Here is an 18,317-nt window from a genome sequence, read left to right on the forward strand (position 1 = left end):
TCAGTCACTCTGGTTGGACCTATGACATATTTCTTATAAGTTACATACCTATGACGAGCCTCGCCGACCTCCGGGTCATCGACGCGGCGACCCTGTTCGCCGGTCCCTCCGCCGCGATGATGCTGGGCGACTTCGGCGCCGACGTGATCAAGATCGAGCACCCCCGGCGCGGCGACCCCTCGCGCGGGCACGGCGCGTCCGTGCCCCGGAAACGGGCCGGCACCGACGAGCCCGTGGACGGCGTGGGGTTGTGGTGGAAGACGCTCGCGCGCAACAAGCGCGCCGCGGCGGTGGACCTGTCGCGGGCCGAGGGCCAGGAGATCCTGCGCCGCCTGGCCGAGCGGTCCGACGTGCTGATCGAGAACTTCCGCCCCGGCACCCTGGAGCGCTGGAATCTCGCCCCCGAAGACCTTCTTGAGCTCAACCCGCGGCTGATCGTGGCGCGGATGACCGGGTTCGGGCAGTTCGGGCCGATGGCCAAGCAGCCGGGGTTCGGGACGCTGGCCGAGGCCATGAGCGGGTTCGCGGCCATGACCGGGCAGCCCGACGGGCCGCCCACGCTGCCGCCGCTGGCCCTCGCCGACGGCATCGCGGGCCTGGCCATGTCGTACGCGATCATGGTGGCGCTGCGCGCCCGGGAGCAGAGCGGGCGGGGGCAGGTCATCGACCTGGCGATCATCGAGCCGATCCTGGGCATCCTGGGGCCGCAGATGACCGCGTACCAGGCCCTGGGCGTCGTGCCGCGCCGCACCGGCAACCGGTCCAGCAGCAACGCGCCGCGCAACACCTACCGGACGCGCGACGGGCGGTGGCTGGCCATCTCCACCAGCGCCCAGCCCGTCGCCGAGCGCGTGGTCACCCTGGTGGGGCGGCCCGACCTGGTGGAGCAGCCCTGGTTCGCCAGCGGGAGCGGGCGCGTGCAGCACGTGGACGAGCTGGACGAGGCCGTCGCCTCCTGGATCGCCGAGCGGGACGCCGACGAGGTCATCGCCCGTTTCGAGGAGGCGCAGGCCGCGGTCGCGCCCATCTACGACGTCTCCGACATCGCCGAGGACCCGCAGTACGCGGCGCTGCGCACGTTCGTGGAGGTGCCGGACGAGGAGCTCGGCTCGGTGACCCTGCAGAACGTCATGTTCCGCATGTCCGACACACCCGGCGAGATCCGCTGGCCGGGACGGCCGCTCGGGCGCGACACCGACGAGGTGCTCGCGGAGCTCGACTACACCGGCGAGCGGATCGCGGCCCTGCGCGAAGCGGGCGTGATCGCGTGAACGTCACCTGGCTGTACGTGCCGGGCGACCGGCCCGAGCGCTTCGACAAGGCGGTCGCCTCCGGGGCGGACGTCGTCATCATCGACCTGGAGGACGCGGTCGCGCCCGCCCGCAAGGACGAGGCCCGCGCCAACGCCGTGGCCTACCTCCGCGCCCGCCGGGACGCCTCCCCGGCCGCGCAGTTGCACGTCCGGGTCAACGACCTGGCCACCGGGCGCGGGCTGGCCGACCTCGAAGCGGTCGGGGAGCTCGCCGACGCCGTGCGGCTGCCCAAGGTCGAGTCCGTGGCCGTGCTCGACGCGATCACCGGCGCCGCGCCGGCGTACGCGCTGCTGGAGTCGGCGGCCGGGATCCTGGCGGCCCGCGAGATCGCGGCGCACCCGAAGGTCGCCGGCGTCGCGCTCGGCGAGCAGGACCTGGCCGCCGAGCTGGCCATCGCCGACGAACGGGCCATGGACCACCTGCGGCTCCAGGTGGTGCTGGCCGCGGCGGCGGCCGGCCTGCCGCCCGTGCCCATGGCCGTCTACCCGAACGTCAAGGACGAGGCCGGCCTGCTGGCCTCCTGCCTGGCGGGCCGCGCGCTCGGCCTGTTCGGCAGGACCGCCATCCACCCCCGCCAGATCCCGGTGATCAGGCGGGCGTTCCGCCCGTCGGAGGAGGAGGCGGCCAGGGCCGCGGAGATCGTCGAGGCGGCCGAGCAGGCCGAGCGGTCCGGCCTGGGCGCGGTCGCGCTGCCCGACGGCCGCTTCGTGGACGCCCCCATCGTCGCCAGGGCCCGCCGCACGGTCGCGCTCGCCCGGCGGCCGGCCGATCCGGCGGACTGAGAGCGGACCGGGCGCGGACCGGGCGCGGGCCGGGAGCGGGCTAGGACGACGGGTACCAGCGGGCCGACAGCTCCTCGTCCGCGGGAGCGGGGCCCGGCAGCTCCCGGTGCGCGGGCGGCACCCGCAGCGCGTCCATCAGGAGCGTCAGGTAGCGCTCGCGCAGCTGTGCGGTGCGCTCCTCGTCGCCGAGCTTGATCGAGGCCATCTGCTCGAACAGCAGCGCGATGTCCGTCGCCGTCACGTCCGGCCGCAGCACGCCGGCCTCCACCGCCCGGCGGTGCGCCTCGGTGGCCAGCGACGAGGCCAGGAACGCGGCGCGGCCCAGCTCCTCGGTCGGCGTGAACGTGCCCGCCAGCCTGATCGTCAGGGAGTTGGTGTCGGCCTCCACGATGCCGCGCAGGTAGGCGGCGAACGCCTCCCACGGGTCGCCTTCCTGGGCCAGCGACCGCTCGGTCACCTCGATGTAGAGCTGGAGACCGTCGCCGCACAGCTTCTGCAGCAGCGCTTCCTTGCTGGGGTAGCGGCGGTAAAGCGCGCTGATCCCGACGCCCGCCTTCTCGGCCACGGCCGCGATGGGGGCGCCGGGGTCGGCGGTGAAGACCGCCCTGGCCGCTCGCAGGATCAACTCGTCGTTGCGCGCGGCCTGCGCCTTGCGGCCGCTCATGGGTGCGCTCGTCATACCCTTCAGCATATCGGAACGTAAGGTTCCGTTCTACGGTGGATAAGTCCGCATGTCTATACATAGAGATGATATTGGGGTAGAACCGGGGCGAGCCCGTTGGTCTTGGAGGTGTCCTATGAGACGTACCCCGATCGTGCTGGCCCTGCTGGGCGCGCTCGCCGTGACCGGCTGCTCCTCCTCCGGAGGGCAGAGCGCCCCCGCCGAGAGCTCGGCGGCCGCCGCCCCCGCCGGGAGCTCGGCCGCCGCGAGCGCCGGCTTCGCCGTCATCACCCACGGAGGCGCCGGCGACTCCTTCTGGGACGTGGTCAAGAACGGCGCCGAGGCCGCAGGCAAACAGTACGGCGTCAAGGTGACCTACCAGGGCGACGGCGACCCCGCCAAACAGTCGCAGCTCATCGACCAGGCCGTCTCGGAGAAGGTGGACGGCATCGTGGTCTCCATGGCCAACCCCGACGCGCTCAAGGAGGCCATCGGCAAGGCCGTCGCGGCGAAGATCCCGGTGGTCACCATCAACTCCGGCGCCGACTCCTCCAAGGCGTTCGGCGCCATCACGCACGTCGGGCAGTCGGAGGACGTGGCCGGGCGCGGCGCGGGCGAGCAGCTCAAGGCCGCCGGCGTCACCAAGCTGCTGTGCGTCATCCACGAGGCCGGCAACGTCGGCCTCGACCAGCGCTGCAAGGGCGCCGAGCAGACGCTGGGCGGCACGGTCGAGCGGCTGCAGGTCGACGTGGGCAACCTGGCCGACGTGACCTCCAAGGTCACCGCCAAGCTCCAGTCGGACAAGCAGGTCAACGGCGTGCTCGCGCTCAACCCGGCCGTCGCGGTCGCCGCCAGGGACGCCATCAAGGACTCCGGCTCGCAGGCCAAGCTGGCCACGTTCGACCTGTCGGGCGACGTGGTGTCCGCGATCAAGGACGGGGAGATCCTGTTCGCCGTGGACCAGCAGCAGTACCTGCAGGGCTACCTGCCGATCACGTTCCTCAACCTGTACAAGAACAACCTCAACACGGTCGGCGGCGGCCTGCCCGTCAACACCGGGCCGGGCTTCGTGACCAAGGACAACGCCGAGCAGGTGGCCAAGCTGGCCGAGGCGGGCACGCGATGACCCTGGCGGCCGACGAGCGGGTCACCGACGTCGGCCTGGCCCGCCGCCTGCTCATCAGGCCCGAACTGGGCGCGGTGGTCGGGCTGGTCGTGGTGTTCGTGTTCTTCGCCTCCCAGTCGCCGGTGTTCCGGTCACTGGACGGCATCGCGAACTGGCTCGACCCGGCCGCCACGCTCGGCATCATGGCCGTCGCGGTCGCGCTGCTCATGATCGGCGGCGAGTTCGACCTGTCGGCCGGCGTGCTGACCGGCACGAGCGGGCTCATCCTCGTCACGCTGGCCACCCGCTACGGGTTCAGCGTGTGGGCGGCCATGCTCGTCGGGCTGGTCGTGGCGCTGGCCGTCGGGTTCGCCAACGGGCTGGTCGTCACCAGGACCAAGCTGCCCAGCTTCATCGTCACGCTGGGCACGTTCCTCATGCTGCAGGGCGTCAACCTCGGCGTCACCAAGGCCATCACCGGGACGGTGCAGGTCAGCGGCCTGCGCCGGGCCTCCGGCTTCGAGACCGCGAACGCGATCCTCGCCGGGACGATCCAGATCGGCGGGACCTCGTTCCGGGTGGCGATCCTGTGGTGGATCCTGGTGACCGTCGTGGCCACCTGGGTGCTCATGCGTTCCAGGGCCGGAAACTGGATCTTCGCGGTGGGCGGCAACGAGCAGGCCGCCCGCGCGGTCGGCGTGGCCGCCGCCCGTACGAAGATCGCGCTGTTCATGACGACGGCGTTCGCCGCCTGGCTGGTCGGCTCGATCCTCGCGCTGCGGTACACGTCCGTGCAGGCCAACATCGGCATCGGCCAGGAGTTCATCTACATCATCGCCGCCGTCATCGGCGGCTGCCTGCTCACCGGCGGGTACGGCTCCGCGATCGGGGCCTCCATCGGCGCGGTCATCTTCGGCATGGCCGACAAGGGCATCGTGTTCCTGGGCTGGAACGCCGACTGGTTCAAGTTCTTCCTGGGCGCGATGCTGCTGCTGGCGACGCTGGCCAACCGCCTGGTCAGGCGGTACGCCGAGGAGGTGAAGCATTGATTCTCGAGACCAGGGGCATCGGCAAGACGTTCGGGTCGGTGCTGGCGCTGCGCGACGTGTCGATGGGCGTGCGGGCCGGCCAGGTGACCTGCGTGCTCGGCGACAACGGCGCCGGCAAGTCCACGCTCATCAAGATCCTGGCCGGGGTGCACCAGCACGACGTCGGCGCGCTCCTGGTGGACGGCCAGGAGGTGCGCTTCGCCAGCCCCCGCGACGCGCTCGACCGCGGCATCGCGACCGTCTACCAGGACCTGGCGATGATCCCGCTCATGTCGGTCTGGCGGAACTTCTTCCTCGGCTCGGAGCCGAAGAAGGGCCTGGCCTTCGACGTGGCCAAGGCGCGTCGCGTGGCGCGGGAGGAGCTGCGGGCCATGGGCATCGACATCCGCGACGTGGACCAGCCGGTCGGCACGCTGTCCGGCGGCGAGCGGCAGTCGGTGGCCATCGCCAGGGCCGTCCACTTCGGCGCCCGCGTCCTCATCCTCGACGAGCCCACCTCCGCGCTGGGCGTCAAGCAGGCCGGAGTGGTGCTGCGCTACATCGCCAGGGCCCGCGACCGGGGGCTCGGCGTGGTCTTCATCACCCACAATCCCCACCACGCCTACCCGGTGGGCGACCGGTTCCTGCTGCTCAACCGGGGCGCCAGCCTGGGCGAGTACGGCAAGGCCGACATCACCACGCAGGAGCTGACCTCGCTCATGGCGGGCGGGGCGGAGCTGGAGGAGCTGGCGCACGAGCTGGAGCGGGACTGACCGTTTTAGGGGGAATTTGACGCTTTTGGGCGGTGGTCTGGAGGTACGAGCAGGCACAAACCCCTAGGTGTGACATTCACCCCGGGGGGTCATCGTGACCACAATGATCAAGCGGGTCGTGCTGGAGCCGGCGGCGCAGGAGTTCGCCGACGCCACCGCACGGCGTCCGTTCATCTACGAGCTGCCGCCCGAGGAGGGTCGCGAGGCGCTGGAGCGGCTCCAGTCCGACCCGGACGTGCCCAAGCCGGAGATCGACGAGGAGTGGATCCAGGTCCAGGGCGGCCCGACAGGCCTGGTGCCGGTGCGGATCGTCAGGCCCAAGGGCGCCAAGGGGACCATGCCCGTCATCTTCTACATCCACGGCGCGGGCTGGGTGTTCGGCTCCGCCCACACCCATGACCGGCTGGTGCGGGAGCTGTCCGTGCGCTGCGGGGCCGCCGTCGTCTTCCCGGAGTACGACCGCGCTCCCGAGGCGAAGTACCCGACGCAGATCCAGCAGAACTACGCCGCCGCCCGCTGGGTGTCCGAGCACGGCAAGGAGAAGGACCTGGACCCGGCGCGGATGGCGGTGTGCGGGGACTCGGTCGGCGGCAACATGGCGACCGTGCTGGCCATGATGGCCAGGAAGCTCGACTTCGTGCGGCTGCGCGGGCAGTGCCTGTTCTACCCGGTCACCGACGCGAACTTCGACACCGAGTCCTACCGGCAGTTCGGCTCCGGCTACTACCTCAACCGCGACGGCATGAAGTGGTTCTGGGACCAGTACACCCCCGAGTCCTCCCAGCGGGCCGAGAGCCACGCCTCGCCGCTGCGGGCCCGATCGGAGGAGCTGCGCGGCCAGCCGCCCGCGCTGATCATCACGGGCGAGGCGGACGTGCTGCGCGACGAGGGCGAGCTGTACGCGGCGCGGCTGCGCGAGCTGGGCAACGACGTGACGGCGGTGCGGATGGCCGGTATCGTGCACGACTTCGTCATGCTCGACAAACTGCGCGGCACGCACGCCTGCCGGGCGGCCATGACACTGGCCACGAGCATGCTGCGGCGCTGGATCGAGTCTTGATCTACGCGCCCGCGGCGGTTCCCCCGGGGCCGTTATTACGCCGCCGGCCGGCGACGCAGGGCGGGCCGCACAGATCGGGCGGCCCGCCAGTGCGGCCTGCACAGGAGCGCCGGACCAGGGCGGCCCTATGGTGCGGCCATACTCAGCGCCCCCCTCCGAGGAGCTTCCATGACCGCCGTCGACTCCCGAACGATCCCCATCGGCGCGGCATTCGATCGGATGCCGTTCACCCGCAGGCACGTGCTCATCGCGCTCGCGCTGTTCATCGCGTTCGTCATCGAGTCGTGGGAGCAGCTCGCCCTCGTCTACGTCTCCGGCGACCTCGGCACCGCCTTCGGGATCGACGAGACGGGGGTCGGCGTCGTGCTGTCGGCGGTCGCCTTCGGCATGATCCCCGGCGTGCTGGTGTGGGGGCCGGTGGCCGACCGCGCCGGGCGCAAGCCGGTCGCGTTCTGGTCGCTGCTGGCGTACGGGGTGATCGCGTTCGCCTCGGCGTTCGCGCCGAACCTGGCGGCGCTGGTGGGGCTGCGGGTGGCCTCCGGGCTGGCGCTGGCCGGCGTCTACACGATCACGTTCCCGTACTTCCTCGAACTGCTGCCGACCCGCTCGCGCGGGCGGGCGGCGGTTTACCTGTCGATCGGGTGGCCGATCGGCATGCTGGCCGCGATCGGGGCGTCGACGACGCTGGGCGGCCTGGGCTGGCATGTCGTGGTGATCGCCAGCGCGGCGGCGGGACTGTGGGCGTTCGCGATCAGGGCGTGGGTGCCGGAGTCGCCGTACTGGCTGGCCGCCCGGGGCCGCCAGGAGGAGGCGCGCGCGGTGCTGCGTGCGCTGGACAGCCCCGACTCCGAGGCCACCTTCACGGTGGCGAGCGAGCGGGTGGGACGGCCGCTCGACCTGTTCCGCGGCGGGCTGGCCCGGATCACCGTGGTCATGCTGCTGCTGAACTTCGTCTTCAACTGGGGCTACTGGGGCCTGCAGACGTGGCTGCCGACGCTGCTGCAGCAGAAGGGGCTGACGTTGTCGGCCTCCCTCGGGTTCGCGGCGCTGAGCGCCCTGATGATGATCCCCGGGTACGTGAGCGCCTCGCTGCTGACCGGCCGGTTCGGCCGCAAGAAGGTCTTCCTCGTCTACGTCGTGGCGGCGCTGCTCGGCGGCATCTGGTTCGCCACCGCCTCCACCACCACCGGCCTTTACCTCGGCAACTTCGTGCTGTCGTTCTTCAGCCTCGGCGCCTGGGGCGTCTGGAACACCTGGAACGGCGAGTTCTACCCGACCGCCCTGCGCGGCACCGGCTACTCGTGGGCCACGGCCGCGCAGCTCGTGGCCACCACCGTGGCGCCGTCGGCGGTGGGGGCGCTGCTGGCCCACGCCACCGGGTTCACCGCTACCATGCTGATCATCAACGCGTTCATGGTGGCCACGGCGCTGCTGGCCGTGCCGCTGCCGGAGACGGAAGGACGCGAGCTGGAGTGATCCTCGGCGTCGCCCTCGCACGGCCCGCACCGGTGCTGGTGGCCGTCAGGGACGGCGCGCCCGAATGGCCGGTGAGCCGCGCCGCCGCCCGCGCGGCGGCGCGTGCGTGCGTGGCGGTGGACCTGGGCGACGTGGCCACCGCCCCGGTGGCCGCCATCCGGGTGGGCGGGCCGTGCCCGGAGGCGCTGCGCCCGCGCGTCGGCTCGGGGGCGGCCACGATCGTGCGCGGCGGCCACAGCCTCACCGGACGCGTGCTGGCGCCGCTGGACACCGAGGCGGTCCGGAGCTTCGCCGCCACGTGCGGGCTGACCGATTTCGCGGTCACCGCGACCGGCTCGCCGATGCTGGCCGATCACGAGCTGGCCGTGGCGGCGATCATCGCGGCCACGGTGCCGGAGGCGCGGATCACGCTGTCGTACGAGTTCGGGTTCCCGGGGCTGCGCGAGCGCGAGGAGAGCACGATCCGCAACGCGGCGCTCGGCCCCGAGGCGGGGCGGATCGCCGACGAGGCGGCCCGGGAGCTGCCGGGGGTGCCGGTGTTCTTCGCCAGGTCGGGCGGCGGGCTGGTGTCGGCCCACTACTTCCGGCGCTACCCGCTGGCCTGCGACCTGGGCGGGACGGCGAGCCTGGCGCGGGGGCGGGTGGTGCTGCCCGGTGTGCCCGAGGAGGTGGCGGCGGCGTACGGGGCGGCGATCGGACGGCCGGAGGCGCAGGTGGAGCGGATCGTGCAGGCGCGGGGACGGGCGGAGCTGGACCGGGTGCTCCAGGACGCCAGGGACGAGGCGCTCACCCGCGTGGTCAGCGCGGGCGCCCTGCCCGGGTCGGCCAGGATCGCGGAGACGACCGTGAACCCGCTGTCGTACCTGCCGGACGGGCTCTACCGGGTGCGGGTGACGGCCGAGGGGACGATGCCGTGAACCCGCGGGGAGACGAGGCCGTGGTGATCGACGAGGCCGGGCTCGGGCGGTTCTCGGCGGGGGCGAGGATGTTCGCGACGGGGGCGGCGGAGTCGGCGCACGCCCTCGCCCTCGACTGGGCGGGCTCGGTGATCGGGGCGGGCGTCGGGCTGGTGGCGGCCGGAGAGCTGGCGCCGGACACCCTGTGCGTGGCGATCAGTCTGGTCGGGTCCACGACCGCGCTGGGGGAGCAGCTGCCGAGGGGCGACGAGCCCGCCCGTGCCGTGCGGGCGCTGGAGCGCAGGCTGGAGCGGCGGGCCGGGGCCGTGGTCGCGCTCAACCTGGCCGCCGAGAACGCCCTCGTCCCGCTCATCGCGGCGGCCCAGCTGGGGGTGCCGCTGGTGGACGGCGACGGCACGGGGCGGGTCTTCCCGCTGCTGGAGCAGACGACGTACGCGCTGGGCGGGATGAGCCCGGCCCCGGTGGCGCTGGCGGGCGGATCGGGCGAGCTGGTGCTCCTGGAGACGGACGGCGGCCGGGTGGAGGAGCTGATGCGTCCCGTCGTGCTGTCGGTCGGCGGGTGGGCGGTGGCGGCCTGCTACCCGATGACGGCCGGTGACCTGGCGCGGGTGCTCGTGCCCGGGACGGTGAGCCTGCTGCTGCGGGCGGGCGAGCCAGGGGCGCCCCGCTCGGCCGCGGCGCCGTTCGGCGTGCGGACCCTGTGCAGGGGACGCATCCTGGCGGTGGAGGGCAGCACGGGGCACGGCGCCGACCTGCCGCTGCCGTCGCTGCCCTCCAGCATCGTGGTGCAGGAGTCGGAGGGGCTGCGCCGGCTGGTACGGCTGGAGGCCCACAACGAGATCGTGCTCGCGCTGGCCGACGGGGCCGCCGTGGCGATGACGCCGGACCAGATCTGCATGATCTCCACGGCCGACGGGATGGTCGTGGACGTCGACAAGGCGGTGCCCGGCCTGGAGGTGGACGTCATGGTCGTGAACGCCGCGCCGGTCTGGCACACGGATCGGGGGCAGGAGCTGGGCGGGCTGCACGCGTTCGGGATCCCGCTGTGACGGGGCCGCGGGCGGGGTGGGAGGCGCCGGTCACGGTGGCCGAGCTGGTCAACGCCGGGCCGCTGGCCGGGGCCAGGATGTACGGCTCCGGCGAGAACCCCGTGCACCAGGTGCGCATCGTGGACGAGCTGTCGGTGTTCGGGACCGTGGCGCCGCACACGGCGGTGGTCCTCATCGGGGCGGCGGCCGGCGGCGGGTGGGCGGTCGAGATGGCCACCCGCCGGGCGTGGGAGCAGGCGGCGGCGTGCGTGATCGCCCCGGCGGGCGGGCTGAGCGAGGGCTCCGGCGAGGTGCTGGCGGAGCGGCTGGGCGTCACGCTGATCTTCGTGGATGAGGATCCGCTGATCGTCGCGGTCCGGATCGCCTCGGCCGCCGCCCGCCCGGAGGCGGCCCGCACCCAGCTCGTGGCCCGCTGCGCCACGCGCCTGGCCGAGGCCGGTCCCTCGGCGCGTCGCGTGCTGGGCGTCCTGAACGCCGAGCTGCCCGGCACCTCGGTGACCCTCCTCGACCGGTACGGGCGGCATCTGGCCGGGGCACGGGCGGATGTGAGCGCCCGGCCCGACGCGGGAGCCCAGCCGGACGCGGGCGCTCGGTCCGGGGGCGGGACGGGGGCGCGGTGGTCGGCCGAGGTGGAGGTGCCCGACCTGGACGGCGGCGTGCTGGGCACGCTCGTGGCCGGCGGGTCGTCGCGGTCGCCGGGATGGCCCGCGGCCGTGCGCACCGTGCTGGGGCTGGCGGTGGCCCCGCTGACGGCCTGGGCCGCCCAGGAGCGGCTGCGGGCCTCCCGCGACTTCGCCCTGCAGCGGGCCCTGGCCGAACGCCTGCTCGCCGAAGCCCGGCAGGAGCCCGAGGAGCCCGCCGGACCGGAGGAGGGCGGGGCGCGGGCGGAGGCCATCGCGCTGGGCTGGCCCGTCGAGGGCGCGCTGACCGCCTACCAGGTCCGCCCGACGGTGGAGGCGGGCGACGCCGCGCTGGCCGGGACGCTCATCATCGCGGCCGTGGGCCGGGTCCCCGTGCTGCCCAGGGGCGAGGGCTGGGCCGGATGGTCGCCGCTGGACCCCGGCGAGCTGGCCGAACGCCTCGGTCGCTGCCTGCGGACGATGCCCTGGCCGTGCGCCGCCGGGGTGGGCGCGCGGATGGAGGGCCTGCGGTCCGTGGGGGAGTCGCTGCTGGGAGCCGAGGCGGCGGCGTTCGTGGCGGGAGCGGGCGCGGTGGCGCGCGCGGACCGGATGGGCCCCGCCGAACTGCTGGGCGCCCTGCCCACCGGCGTCCTGCGCACTCCGGCCGCCGTCGTGCTGCGCCCGCTGCTGGCGGTCGACAAGGACGGGACGCTGCTGGAGACGCTGGCCGCGGTCCTGGACGAGGGCGGCGCGCTGAAGGCGGCCGAACGGCTGGGCGTGCACCGCAACACGATCACCACCCGCCTGGAGCGCATCAAATCCGTGGGCTTCGACCTGGACGACGCCGCCACCCGCCTGGCTCTGCAACTCGCCTGCCACGTCCTCCTCCGCTGAACGCGCCCGCCCGTGCGGGGTGCACTGACGGACCCCTCGCCCTGTGCGGGCCGCACATGCGGGCGGCGCCCCCGTCGGCGTACGGTGCAGCGCATGAGCTATCGCGTCGCCATGGACATCGGCGGCACCTTCACCGACGTCGTCTGCTACGACGAACGCAGCGGGACGGTCACCGCCTCGAAGGCGCCCACCACCCCGGGAGACCTGGCCGAGGGGGTGTTCGCCGCGCTCGGCCGGGTCGTCGACGATCCGGCGGAGATCTCGTTCTTCGTGCACGGCACCACGCAGGGACTCAACGCGCTGCTGGAGCGCAAGGGCGCCCGGGTGCTGCTGCTGGCCGGTCAGGGCGGCAGGGACGTCTACCAGATCGCCAGGGGAAACCGCGACCGCATGTTCGACCTGCGGTACCGCAAGCCCGCGCCGCTGGTCCCGCGCCAGGACGTGATGGAGGCGGGCGGCCGGCTGGACTACCTGGGGCGCGAACTCGCGCCGCTCGACGAGGAGTCGGTGCGGGCGGCGGCGCGGCGCGCGCGGGAGGAGGGGTTCGACGCGGTGGCGGTGTGCCTGCTGTTCTCCTACGCGAACCCGGCGCACGAGCTGCGGGCGGGCGAGATCCTGCGCGCGGAGCTGGGCGAGGACGTGCTGGTCGTGCTCTCCCACGAGGTGGCGCGGGAGTGGCGCGAGTACGAGCGGACCTCGTCGGCGGTGCTGGAGGCGTACACCGGGCCGGTGGTGCGCCGCTACCTGGCCAGGATCGAGCGGCGCTTCGCCGAGCGGGGGCTGGCGGTGCCGGTGCACGTGATGCAGTCGTCGGGCGGGCTGGTGAACGCCTCGTACGCGATGCGCAGGCCGTTGTAGACGCTGCTGTCCGGCCCGGTGGGCGGCACGATGGGCGGGGTGGCGGCGGCCCGGCTCATGGGACGCGGACCCGGCGTCGATGGGCAGGGACGCGGACCCGGCGTCGATGGGCAGGGACGCGGGGAGAACGCCATCTGCATCGACATGGGCGGGACGTCGTTCGACGTGTCGCTGGTGGTGAACGGGCGGCCGGACGTGAGCGCGGAGGCCGGCATCGAGGGTTACCCGGTGCTCATGCCGATCGTGAACCTGCACACGATCGGCGCGGGCGGCGGCTCGATCGCGTACGCCGAGGCGGGCGCGCTGCGGGTCGGGCCCGAGTCGGCCGGGGCCGTCCCCGGGCCCGCCTGCTACGGCAGGGGCGGCGTGCGGCCCACGGTGACCGACGCGAACGTGGCGCTCGGCCGGGTGGACCCGGCCTGGTTCGCGGGCGGGCTGATGACGCTGGACGTGGAGGCGGCGGGCACGGCGGTGGCCACGCTGGCCGACGAGCTGGACATGGACCCGCTGCTGCTGGCCGAGGGGATCTGCGACGTGGCCAACGCCAAGATGGCGCAGGCGATCCGCACGCTGACCGTGGAGCACGGGATCGAGCCGCGGGAGTTCGCGCTGGTGGCGTTCGGGGGCGCGGGGGCGATGCACGCCGCGTTCATCGCGCGTGAGCTGGGGATCTCCGAGGTCGTGGTGCCACGCTTCCCCGGGGCGTTCTCGGCGTGGGGGATGCTGGAGGCCGACGTGCGCCGGGATCTGACGCATCCGTACTTCCGGTCGCAGGACACGCTCGACGGCACCGACATGTCCCGAAATTTCGTGACTTTGGAGGAAGATGCCCTGGCGGCGCTCTCCGCCCAGGGCGTGCCCGACGAACGGCACCGGGTCGAGCACGCCGTGGACATGCGCTACGAGGGCCAGGACTACACGCTGACCATCCCGCTGCGCGACGCCGCCGAGCCCGCCGGGCCCGGGTTCCTCGAGACGATCGCGGCCCGTTACGCCGAGGCGCACACCGGCCGCTACGGGCACGCCACCCCGGAGGCGCCGGTGGAGTTCGTCATGCTGCGCAGCACCGGGTTCGGCTCGTTCCCGCGTACCGCCGCGGCCACGCAGCAGGCCCCCGAGGAGCGGGCGGCGTACGTACGGGATGTGATCTTCGACGGCGCCGTGCACAGCACCCCGGTGCTGCGGCGCTCCAGCCTCGACGGTGAGCTGGCCGGGCCCGCGATCGTGGTCGAGGAGACCGCGACGACGGTCATCCCGCCCGGCTGCGTGGCCACCGTGGACCCCAACGGCTTTCTCATCGTGAAGGTGAACCTTTGATCGACCCTGTCACCACGGAGATCATCCGCTGCGCGCTGCTGCAGGCGGCCGAGGACATGAACACCACCCTCATCCGCAGCTCCTACACCCCCGTCATCTACGAGGCCAAGGACTGCGCGGTCGCGCTGCTCGACCGCGACCACAACGTGCTGGGCCAGTCGTCCGGGCTGCCGATCTTCCTGGGCAACCTGGAGGTGTGCACCCGCGAGACCGAGCGCCTGTACGGGCGGGAGGTCTGGCAGGAGGGCGACGTGTGGGTGCTCAACGACTCCTACATCGGCGGCACCCACCTCAACGACGTCACCGTCTACGGGCCGATCTTCGTGGACGGGGATCTGGCCGGGTTCGCGGCGTCGCGGGCGCACTGGCTGGACGTCGGCTCCAAGGACCCGGGCGGCTCCATGGACTCCACGTCGATCTTCCAGGAGGGCCTGCGGATGGGCCCGGTCAAGGTGTACGCGGGCGGTGCGCCCTGCCGCGACCTGCACGAGGTGATCGCCCGCAACGTCCGCTTCCCGCACGCCACGCTCGGCGACCTGCGCGCCCAGGTGAGCTGCGCCATGACGGGGCAGCGGCGGCTGAAGGAGATCGTGTCGCGGTGGGGCCTGGACACGGTGCTGGCCGCCCGCGACGAGATCTTCGCCCAGACCGAGCGCATGGAGCGCGCGGCCATCGCGGCCATCCCCGACGGCGTGTACGAGGCGTCCGGCTTCCTGGACAACGACGGCATCGACCTCGGGGCCCCGCTGCCCGTCAACGTCACGGTCGCGGTGTCGGGCGAGTCGATGCACGTGGACCTGACCGACTGCGCCGACCAGGCGCTCGGCCCGGTCAACTGCGGCGCGGCCCAGGCCGTGGCCGCCGTCCGCGTCGGCTACAAGCTGCTGGTCTCGGGCGACGTGCCGCTGAACGGCGGCTCGTTCCGCCCGCTGTCGGTCGAGACCCGGCCCGGCTCCATGCTGGCCGCCGAGTCGCCCGCCGCCTGCCAGTACTACTACTCGCATCTGGGGCTGCTCATCGACCTGGTGGTCAAGGCGCTGGCGCCGGTGCTGCCGGACAAGGCGGCCGCGGCCTCGTACGGGGACTCGATGATCGTGCAGTTCACCGGCACGGACCCGCGCACCGGCAAGCTGTACGTCTCCCAGGAGGCCACGGTCGGCGGCTGGGGCGCCTGGGAGGGCGGCGACGGCGAGACCTGCCTGATCAACAACGTCAACGGCGCGCTGCGGGACATGCCGATCGAGGTGCTGGAGACGCTGTTCCCGGTCCGCGTGCGCCGCTACGAGATCCGCCCCGACACCGGCGGGGCCGGCCAGTGGCGGGGCGGGAACGGGGTGGTGCGCGAGTACGAGTTCTGCGGGGACACCTCGCTGTCGCTCTGGTTCGAGCGCTCGGTCACCCCGGCCTGGGGGCTGGCGGGCGGCGAGGCGGGCGCGCCGCCCCGCGTCACCCTCAACCCGGGCACCCCGGACGCCCGCGAGATGCTCAAGGTGAACGCGCTGCCGGTCACGGCGGGGGACGTGCTGCGCTGCGAGTCGGGCGGTGGCGGCGGTTACGGCCCCGCCAGCCGCCGCTCCCACGCGGCCACGGCCACCGACCTGGCCCAGGGCCTGATCACCGGCTGATCACCCGCCGGAGCGTCCCGCCGTACCAGCGCTCCCCTCTTGCGCTGGTACGGCGGGAGGGCCCTGGCCGCGCAGCCGGTCCATCTCCCGCCACTCGGGACGCAGCCCGGTCAGGCTCGTGACGAGCGCGTAGGCGACCCCGCACGCCAGCAGCACCGGCGCCAGGCCGGCCGCCGTCACCGCCGCCCCGCCCAGCAGCCCGCCCAGCGGGATGCCGGCCCACATCACCGCGCCCTGCATGGCGCCCACCCGGCCCAGGAGGTGCCGGGGCACGCGCTCGTACGAGATCGCGCTCAGGATCGGGTTGAGGAAGCCGCTGCTGAACCCGATCACCACGCACACGGCCACCAGCGCCCACACCGGCGTGTCCACGGCCAGGACGAGGAACTTCGGCGGCCCGCCGAGCAGGAACGCCACGAAGAACACCGGCCTGCGCCGCATCCGGTGCGCCACCGTCGCGGCCACCAGGCTGCCCCCGACCGCGGCCAGCCCCATCACGCTGACGCTCAGCCCCAGGACGGCGGGCCCGTGGCCGGACTCCTTGGCCCACACGGGCGCGAGCACCTGGCTCCAGGCCGCGTCCAGCAGGTTCGTGGCGGTGACCATGACGATCATCGCGAGCAGCAGCGGCTCGCCGCGCAGGAACGCCAAGCCCTGCCCGAACCGCCGCCAGTATCCCTCCTCCTCGCCGTGCGCGGGGGCGCGGTGCCCGAGGCCGCGCGGCAGCGCCACGGCCACGACCGCCGATCCGAGCGCGAACAGGGCGGCGCTGACGCCCACGCTGGACAGCGGGCCGAGCAGCGCCACCATCGCGCCGCCCAGCCCCGGCCCCACGGTCGTGGCCAGCCGTTCCGTCACGCCCATCAGCCCGGTGGCCCGCTCCAGCGGCACCCGCCCGCGTTCGGCCGCCTCCGGGACCATGATCTCCTTGGCCAGGTCGCCCGGCCCGCGGGCCGCGCCGATCACCGCGACCAGCGCGACGATCATGCCCAGCGGCAGCAGGCCGAGCGCGTGCAGCCCGACCATCGCGGCGGCGGCCGAGGCGCTCACGACGTCGGCGACCCACGAGATCCGGCGCGGCTCCGCCCGGTCCAAGAGCGGCCCCGTCAGCGCCTTGACCAGCACGTACGGCGCCATCTCCGCGAACGCCACCAGCCCCGTCCACACCGCGCTGCCGGTGGTCGTCAGCACGAACCAGGGCAGCGCGATGGCCGACACCCGCGTCCCGGTCATCGACACCGCTATGGACGTCAGCACCCCGGCGATCGGCCGTAAGGACCCGCGCGGCTCCATCACGCCTCCCCGGAGGATTCCAGTTCGGGAATGACCTGCGTCATCAGGTAGACCAGCACCGCGTCCGGCGGGGCGTCGTCGCCGTCGCGCCGGTAGCGGGCGAAGAGCTCCGCCAGGTCCGCGCGCAGCCGCCGCGCCTCCTCCAGGGTGAGACGGAACGGGATGGAGCTGAGGTCGAGCACGCCACGCCACGGCGCCGGCATGGTCTGCAGTCCGTTGAGCGCCTGCTGGGTGCGCAGGTTGTAGAGGGCGGCGATGGACTGCATGTACGCCAGCACCGCCTCCGGCTCCCGCTCCGACAGGTTGTTGTCGTCGTCGATGAGCCGGGTCGTCCGGTGGACCGAGCGCCACCAGCGCTCGCGCGCGTTGCCGCGTTCGGCGTCCTCCTCCACGAACCCGGCGGCGCCGAGGCGGCGCAGGTGGTAGCTGGCCGTTCCGGAGTTCACCCCCAGGCGCTCGGCCAGGCGGGTGGCGGTGGACGGGCCGTGCTTGCGCAGCAGGTCGACGAGCTGCACCCGCAGGGGGTGGGCGAGCGCGCGCAGGCCCTTGGCATCGAGGACGACCACGCTGTCGGGGGATGACGTCATGGCTCGCAGCCTAAACCGCAAACACTTATTCGCAAACACTTCTTCGCGAAGAAGTGTTTGCGATTTTCGGCCGACGAACAACGGCATCCGCCGCGACCTGCGGGGGCGCGGGCGGGCCCCCGTCAGGTGACGAGCACGTCGCGCAGGAGCTTGCGGCCGCCCGGCCGGGCGCGCCACTCCCTGGGGTAGCCGAGCGACACCTCCTCGAAGCGCACGCCGTCGTACCAGGTGACGCGGGGGATGTGCAGGTGGCCGTAGATCATGGCGGCGGTCGGGTAGCGCGTGTGCCAGTCCCTGGTGGCGGTCGTGCCGCACCACTGGGCAAACTCCGGGTAGCGCAGGACGTCGGTCGGCTCGCGTACCAGCGGATAGTGGTTCACGAAGACCAGCGGCAGGTCGTCCAGCCGGGCCAGCCGCTCCCTGGTCAGGCGCACCCGGGCCCGGCACCACGCCTCGCGGCTCGGGTACGGGTCGGGGTGCAGGAGGTACTCGTCGGTGCAGACCACGCCGGTGCTGTGCGCGTACGCCAGCCCGCTCGCCTTCGTGAGATGGCCCGCCGGCAGGAACGTGTAGTCGTAGAGCAGGAACAGCGGCACGATCCGGACCGGCCCGCCCGCTCCCTCCCACACCGGGTACGCGTCCTCCGGCGTCAGCACGCCCAGGCCGCGGCACATGGCGACGAGATGGTCGTAGCGGGCCACGCCGCGCAGCTCCGGCGGGTCCCCGGGCGGGGTCCACAACTCGTGGTTGCCCGGCACCCAGACGACCCGGTCGAACCGCGCGGCCAGCAGGCCCAGCGCCCAGGCGATGTCCTCCAGCCGCTCGCCGACGTCGCCCGCGACCAGCAGCCAGTCGCCGGGGTCGGCCGGTTTCAGCTCCTGGACGATGGCCCGGTTGTCCTCGTAGCCGACGTGCAGATCGCTGACGGCCAGCAGCCTGCTCCCGCCTTCGCTGGGCAA

The 18,317-nt window shown here is 73.3% G+C and carries 16 protein-coding genes and 1 pseudogene; 13 read left to right on the forward strand and 4 right to left on the reverse strand.

Annotated elements, in window-relative coordinates:
- Window positions 1-50: 50 nt before the first annotated feature.
- On the forward strand, window positions 51-1,271 hold the full coding sequence (locus ACIBQ1_RS46695; protein ID WP_397287761.1) for a CaiB/BaiF CoA transferase family protein: 1,221 nt from the start codon (window positions 51-53) through the stop codon (window positions 1,269-1,271).
- Window positions 1,268-2,095 (forward strand): HpcH/HpaI aldolase/citrate lyase family protein, encoded by an 828-nt coding sequence (locus ACIBQ1_RS46700; protein ID WP_397287763.1) that lies wholly within the window; start codon window positions 1,268-1,270, stop codon window positions 2,093-2,095. The genes ACIBQ1_RS46695 and ACIBQ1_RS46700 overlap by 4 nt, the downstream gene beginning before the upstream one ends.
- Before the next feature lie 40 nt (window positions 2,096-2,135).
- On the opposite strand, the gene ACIBQ1_RS46705 is transcribed toward ACIBQ1_RS46700, so the two are convergent.
- A complete protein-coding gene (locus ACIBQ1_RS46705) occupies window positions 2,136-2,774 on the reverse strand; it encodes a TetR/AcrR family transcriptional regulator (RefSeq protein WP_397287765.1) in 639 nt (212 codons plus the stop codon).
- 118 nt (window positions 2,775-2,892) lie between these two features.
- On the opposite strand from ACIBQ1_RS46705, the gene ACIBQ1_RS46710 reads away from it, so the two are divergent.
- From ACIBQ1_RS46710 to ACIBQ1_RS46760, 11 genes and pseudogenes are all read left to right on the forward strand, one after another.
- Window positions 2,893-3,882 carry a sugar ABC transporter substrate-binding protein gene (locus ACIBQ1_RS46710; protein WP_397287766.1) on the forward strand — a complete coding sequence of 330 codons (990 nt, stop codon included), beginning with the start codon at window positions 2,893-2,895 and terminating at the stop codon, window positions 3,880-3,882.
- Window positions 3,879-4,910 carry an ABC transporter permease gene (locus tag ACIBQ1_RS46715; protein ID WP_397287768.1) on the forward strand — a complete coding sequence of 344 codons (1,032 nt, stop codon included), beginning with the start codon at window positions 3,879-3,881 and terminating at the stop codon, window positions 4,908-4,910. The genes ACIBQ1_RS46710 and ACIBQ1_RS46715 overlap by 4 nt, the downstream gene beginning before the upstream one ends.
- Window positions 4,907-5,662, forward strand: a complete 756-nt coding sequence (locus ACIBQ1_RS46720; RefSeq protein ID WP_397287770.1) for an ATP-binding cassette domain-containing protein — start codon at window positions 4,907-4,909, stop codon at window positions 5,660-5,662. Before ACIBQ1_RS46715 ends, ACIBQ1_RS46720 begins: the two co-directional genes overlap by 4 nt.
- Before the next feature lie 103 nt (window positions 5,663-5,765).
- Entirely contained in the window at window positions 5,766-6,722 is a 957-nt protein-coding gene (locus ACIBQ1_RS46725; protein WP_397287772.1) for an alpha/beta hydrolase, read from the forward strand.
- A gap of 168 nt (window positions 6,723-6,890) precedes the next feature.
- Window positions 6,891-8,198, forward strand: a complete 1,308-nt coding sequence (locus ACIBQ1_RS46730) for an MFS transporter (RefSeq protein WP_397287774.1) — start codon at window positions 6,891-6,893, stop codon at window positions 8,196-8,198.
- Window positions 8,195-9,115 carry a hypothetical protein gene (locus ACIBQ1_RS46735; RefSeq protein ID WP_397287775.1) on the forward strand — a complete coding sequence of 307 codons (921 nt, stop codon included), beginning with the start codon at window positions 8,195-8,197 and terminating at the stop codon, window positions 9,113-9,115. Before ACIBQ1_RS46730 ends, ACIBQ1_RS46735 begins: the two co-directional genes overlap by 4 nt.
- Window positions 9,112-10,164 (forward strand): DUF917 domain-containing protein, encoded by a 1,053-nt coding sequence (locus tag ACIBQ1_RS46740; protein ID WP_397287777.1) that lies wholly within the window; start codon window positions 9,112-9,114, stop codon window positions 10,162-10,164. The genes ACIBQ1_RS46735 and ACIBQ1_RS46740 overlap by 4 nt, the downstream gene beginning before the upstream one ends.
- Window positions 10,161-11,678 (forward strand): PucR family transcriptional regulator, encoded by a 1,518-nt coding sequence (locus ACIBQ1_RS46745; RefSeq protein WP_397287779.1) that lies wholly within the window; start codon window positions 10,161-10,163, stop codon window positions 11,676-11,678. The genes ACIBQ1_RS46740 and ACIBQ1_RS46745 overlap by 4 nt, the downstream gene beginning before the upstream one ends.
- A gap of 111 nt (window positions 11,679-11,789) precedes the next feature.
- Window positions 11,790-13,271: pseudogene (locus ACIBQ1_RS46750) on the forward strand (hydantoinase/oxoprolinase family protein); the annotation flags it as partial.
- 60 nt (window positions 13,272-13,331) lie between these two features.
- Entirely contained in the window at window positions 13,332-13,853 is a 522-nt protein-coding gene (locus ACIBQ1_RS46755; protein WP_397287829.1) for a hypothetical protein, read from the forward strand.
- Window positions 13,850-15,478 carry a hydantoinase B/oxoprolinase family protein gene (locus ACIBQ1_RS46760; protein WP_397287781.1) on the forward strand — a complete coding sequence of 543 codons (1,629 nt, stop codon included), beginning with the start codon at window positions 13,850-13,852 and terminating at the stop codon, window positions 15,476-15,478. Before ACIBQ1_RS46755 ends, ACIBQ1_RS46760 begins: the two co-directional genes overlap by 4 nt.
- Here ACIBQ1_RS46760 and ACIBQ1_RS46765 read toward each other — a convergent pair whose 3' ends face one another.
- From ACIBQ1_RS46765 to ACIBQ1_RS46775, 3 genes are all read right to left on the reverse strand, one after another.
- Window positions 15,479-16,771 (reverse strand): MFS transporter, encoded by a 1,293-nt coding sequence (locus tag ACIBQ1_RS46765; protein ID WP_397287782.1) that lies wholly within the window; start codon window positions 16,769-16,771, stop codon window positions 15,479-15,481. It lies immediately after the preceding gene.
- Window positions 16,771-17,358, reverse strand: a complete 588-nt coding sequence (locus ACIBQ1_RS46770; protein WP_397287784.1) for an ArsR/SmtB family transcription factor — start codon at window positions 17,356-17,358, stop codon at window positions 16,771-16,773. The genes ACIBQ1_RS46765 and ACIBQ1_RS46770 overlap by 1 nt, the downstream gene beginning before the upstream one ends.
- Window positions 17,359-17,480: 122 nt before the next feature.
- The gene (locus ACIBQ1_RS46775; protein WP_397287786.1) at window positions 17,481-18,317 is read right to left on the reverse strand and encodes a metallophosphoesterase family protein; all 837 of its coding nucleotides are present in this window, start codon (window positions 18,315-18,317) and stop codon (window positions 17,481-17,483) included.

This window comes from Nonomuraea sp. NPDC050153, assembly GCF_044460125.1.
In the GTDB taxonomy this organism is placed as follows: Bacteria; Actinomycetota; Actinomycetes; order Streptosporangiales; family Streptosporangiaceae; genus Nonomuraea.

Bases quoted from the DNA above. Each gene is read 5' to 3' on its own strand.
- ACIBQ1_RS46705 (WP_397287765.1), bottom strand. From the start codon at position 2,774: ATGACGAGCGCACCCATGAGCGGCCGCAAGGCGCAGGCCGCGCGCAAC.
- ACIBQ1_RS46725 (WP_397287772.1), top strand. From the start codon at position 5,766: ATGATCAAGCGGGTCGTGCTGGAGCCGGCGGCGCAGGAGTTCGCCGAC.
- ACIBQ1_RS46770 (WP_397287784.1), bottom strand. From the start codon at position 17,358: ATGACGTCATCCCCCGACAGCGTGGTCGTCCTCGATGCCAAGGGCCTG.
- ACIBQ1_RS46730 (WP_397287774.1), top strand. From the start codon at position 6,891: ATGACCGCCGTCGACTCCCGAACGATCCCCATCGGCGCGGCATTCGAT.
- ACIBQ1_RS46765 (WP_397287782.1), bottom strand. From the start codon at position 16,771: ATGGAGCCGCGCGGGTCCTTACGGCCGATCGCCGGGGTGCTGACGTCC.
- ACIBQ1_RS46695 (WP_397287761.1), top strand. From the start codon at position 51: ATGACGAGCCTCGCCGACCTCCGGGTCATCGACGCGGCGACCCTGTTC.
- ACIBQ1_RS46755 (WP_397287829.1), top strand. From the start codon at position 13,332: ATGTCCCGAAATTTCGTGACTTTGGAGGAAGATGCCCTGGCGGCGCTC.
- ACIBQ1_RS46710 (WP_397287766.1), top strand. From the start codon at position 2,893: ATGAGACGTACCCCGATCGTGCTGGCCCTGCTGGGCGCGCTCGCCGTG.
- ACIBQ1_RS46715 (WP_397287768.1), top strand. From the start codon at position 3,879: ATGACCCTGGCGGCCGACGAGCGGGTCACCGACGTCGGCCTGGCCCGC.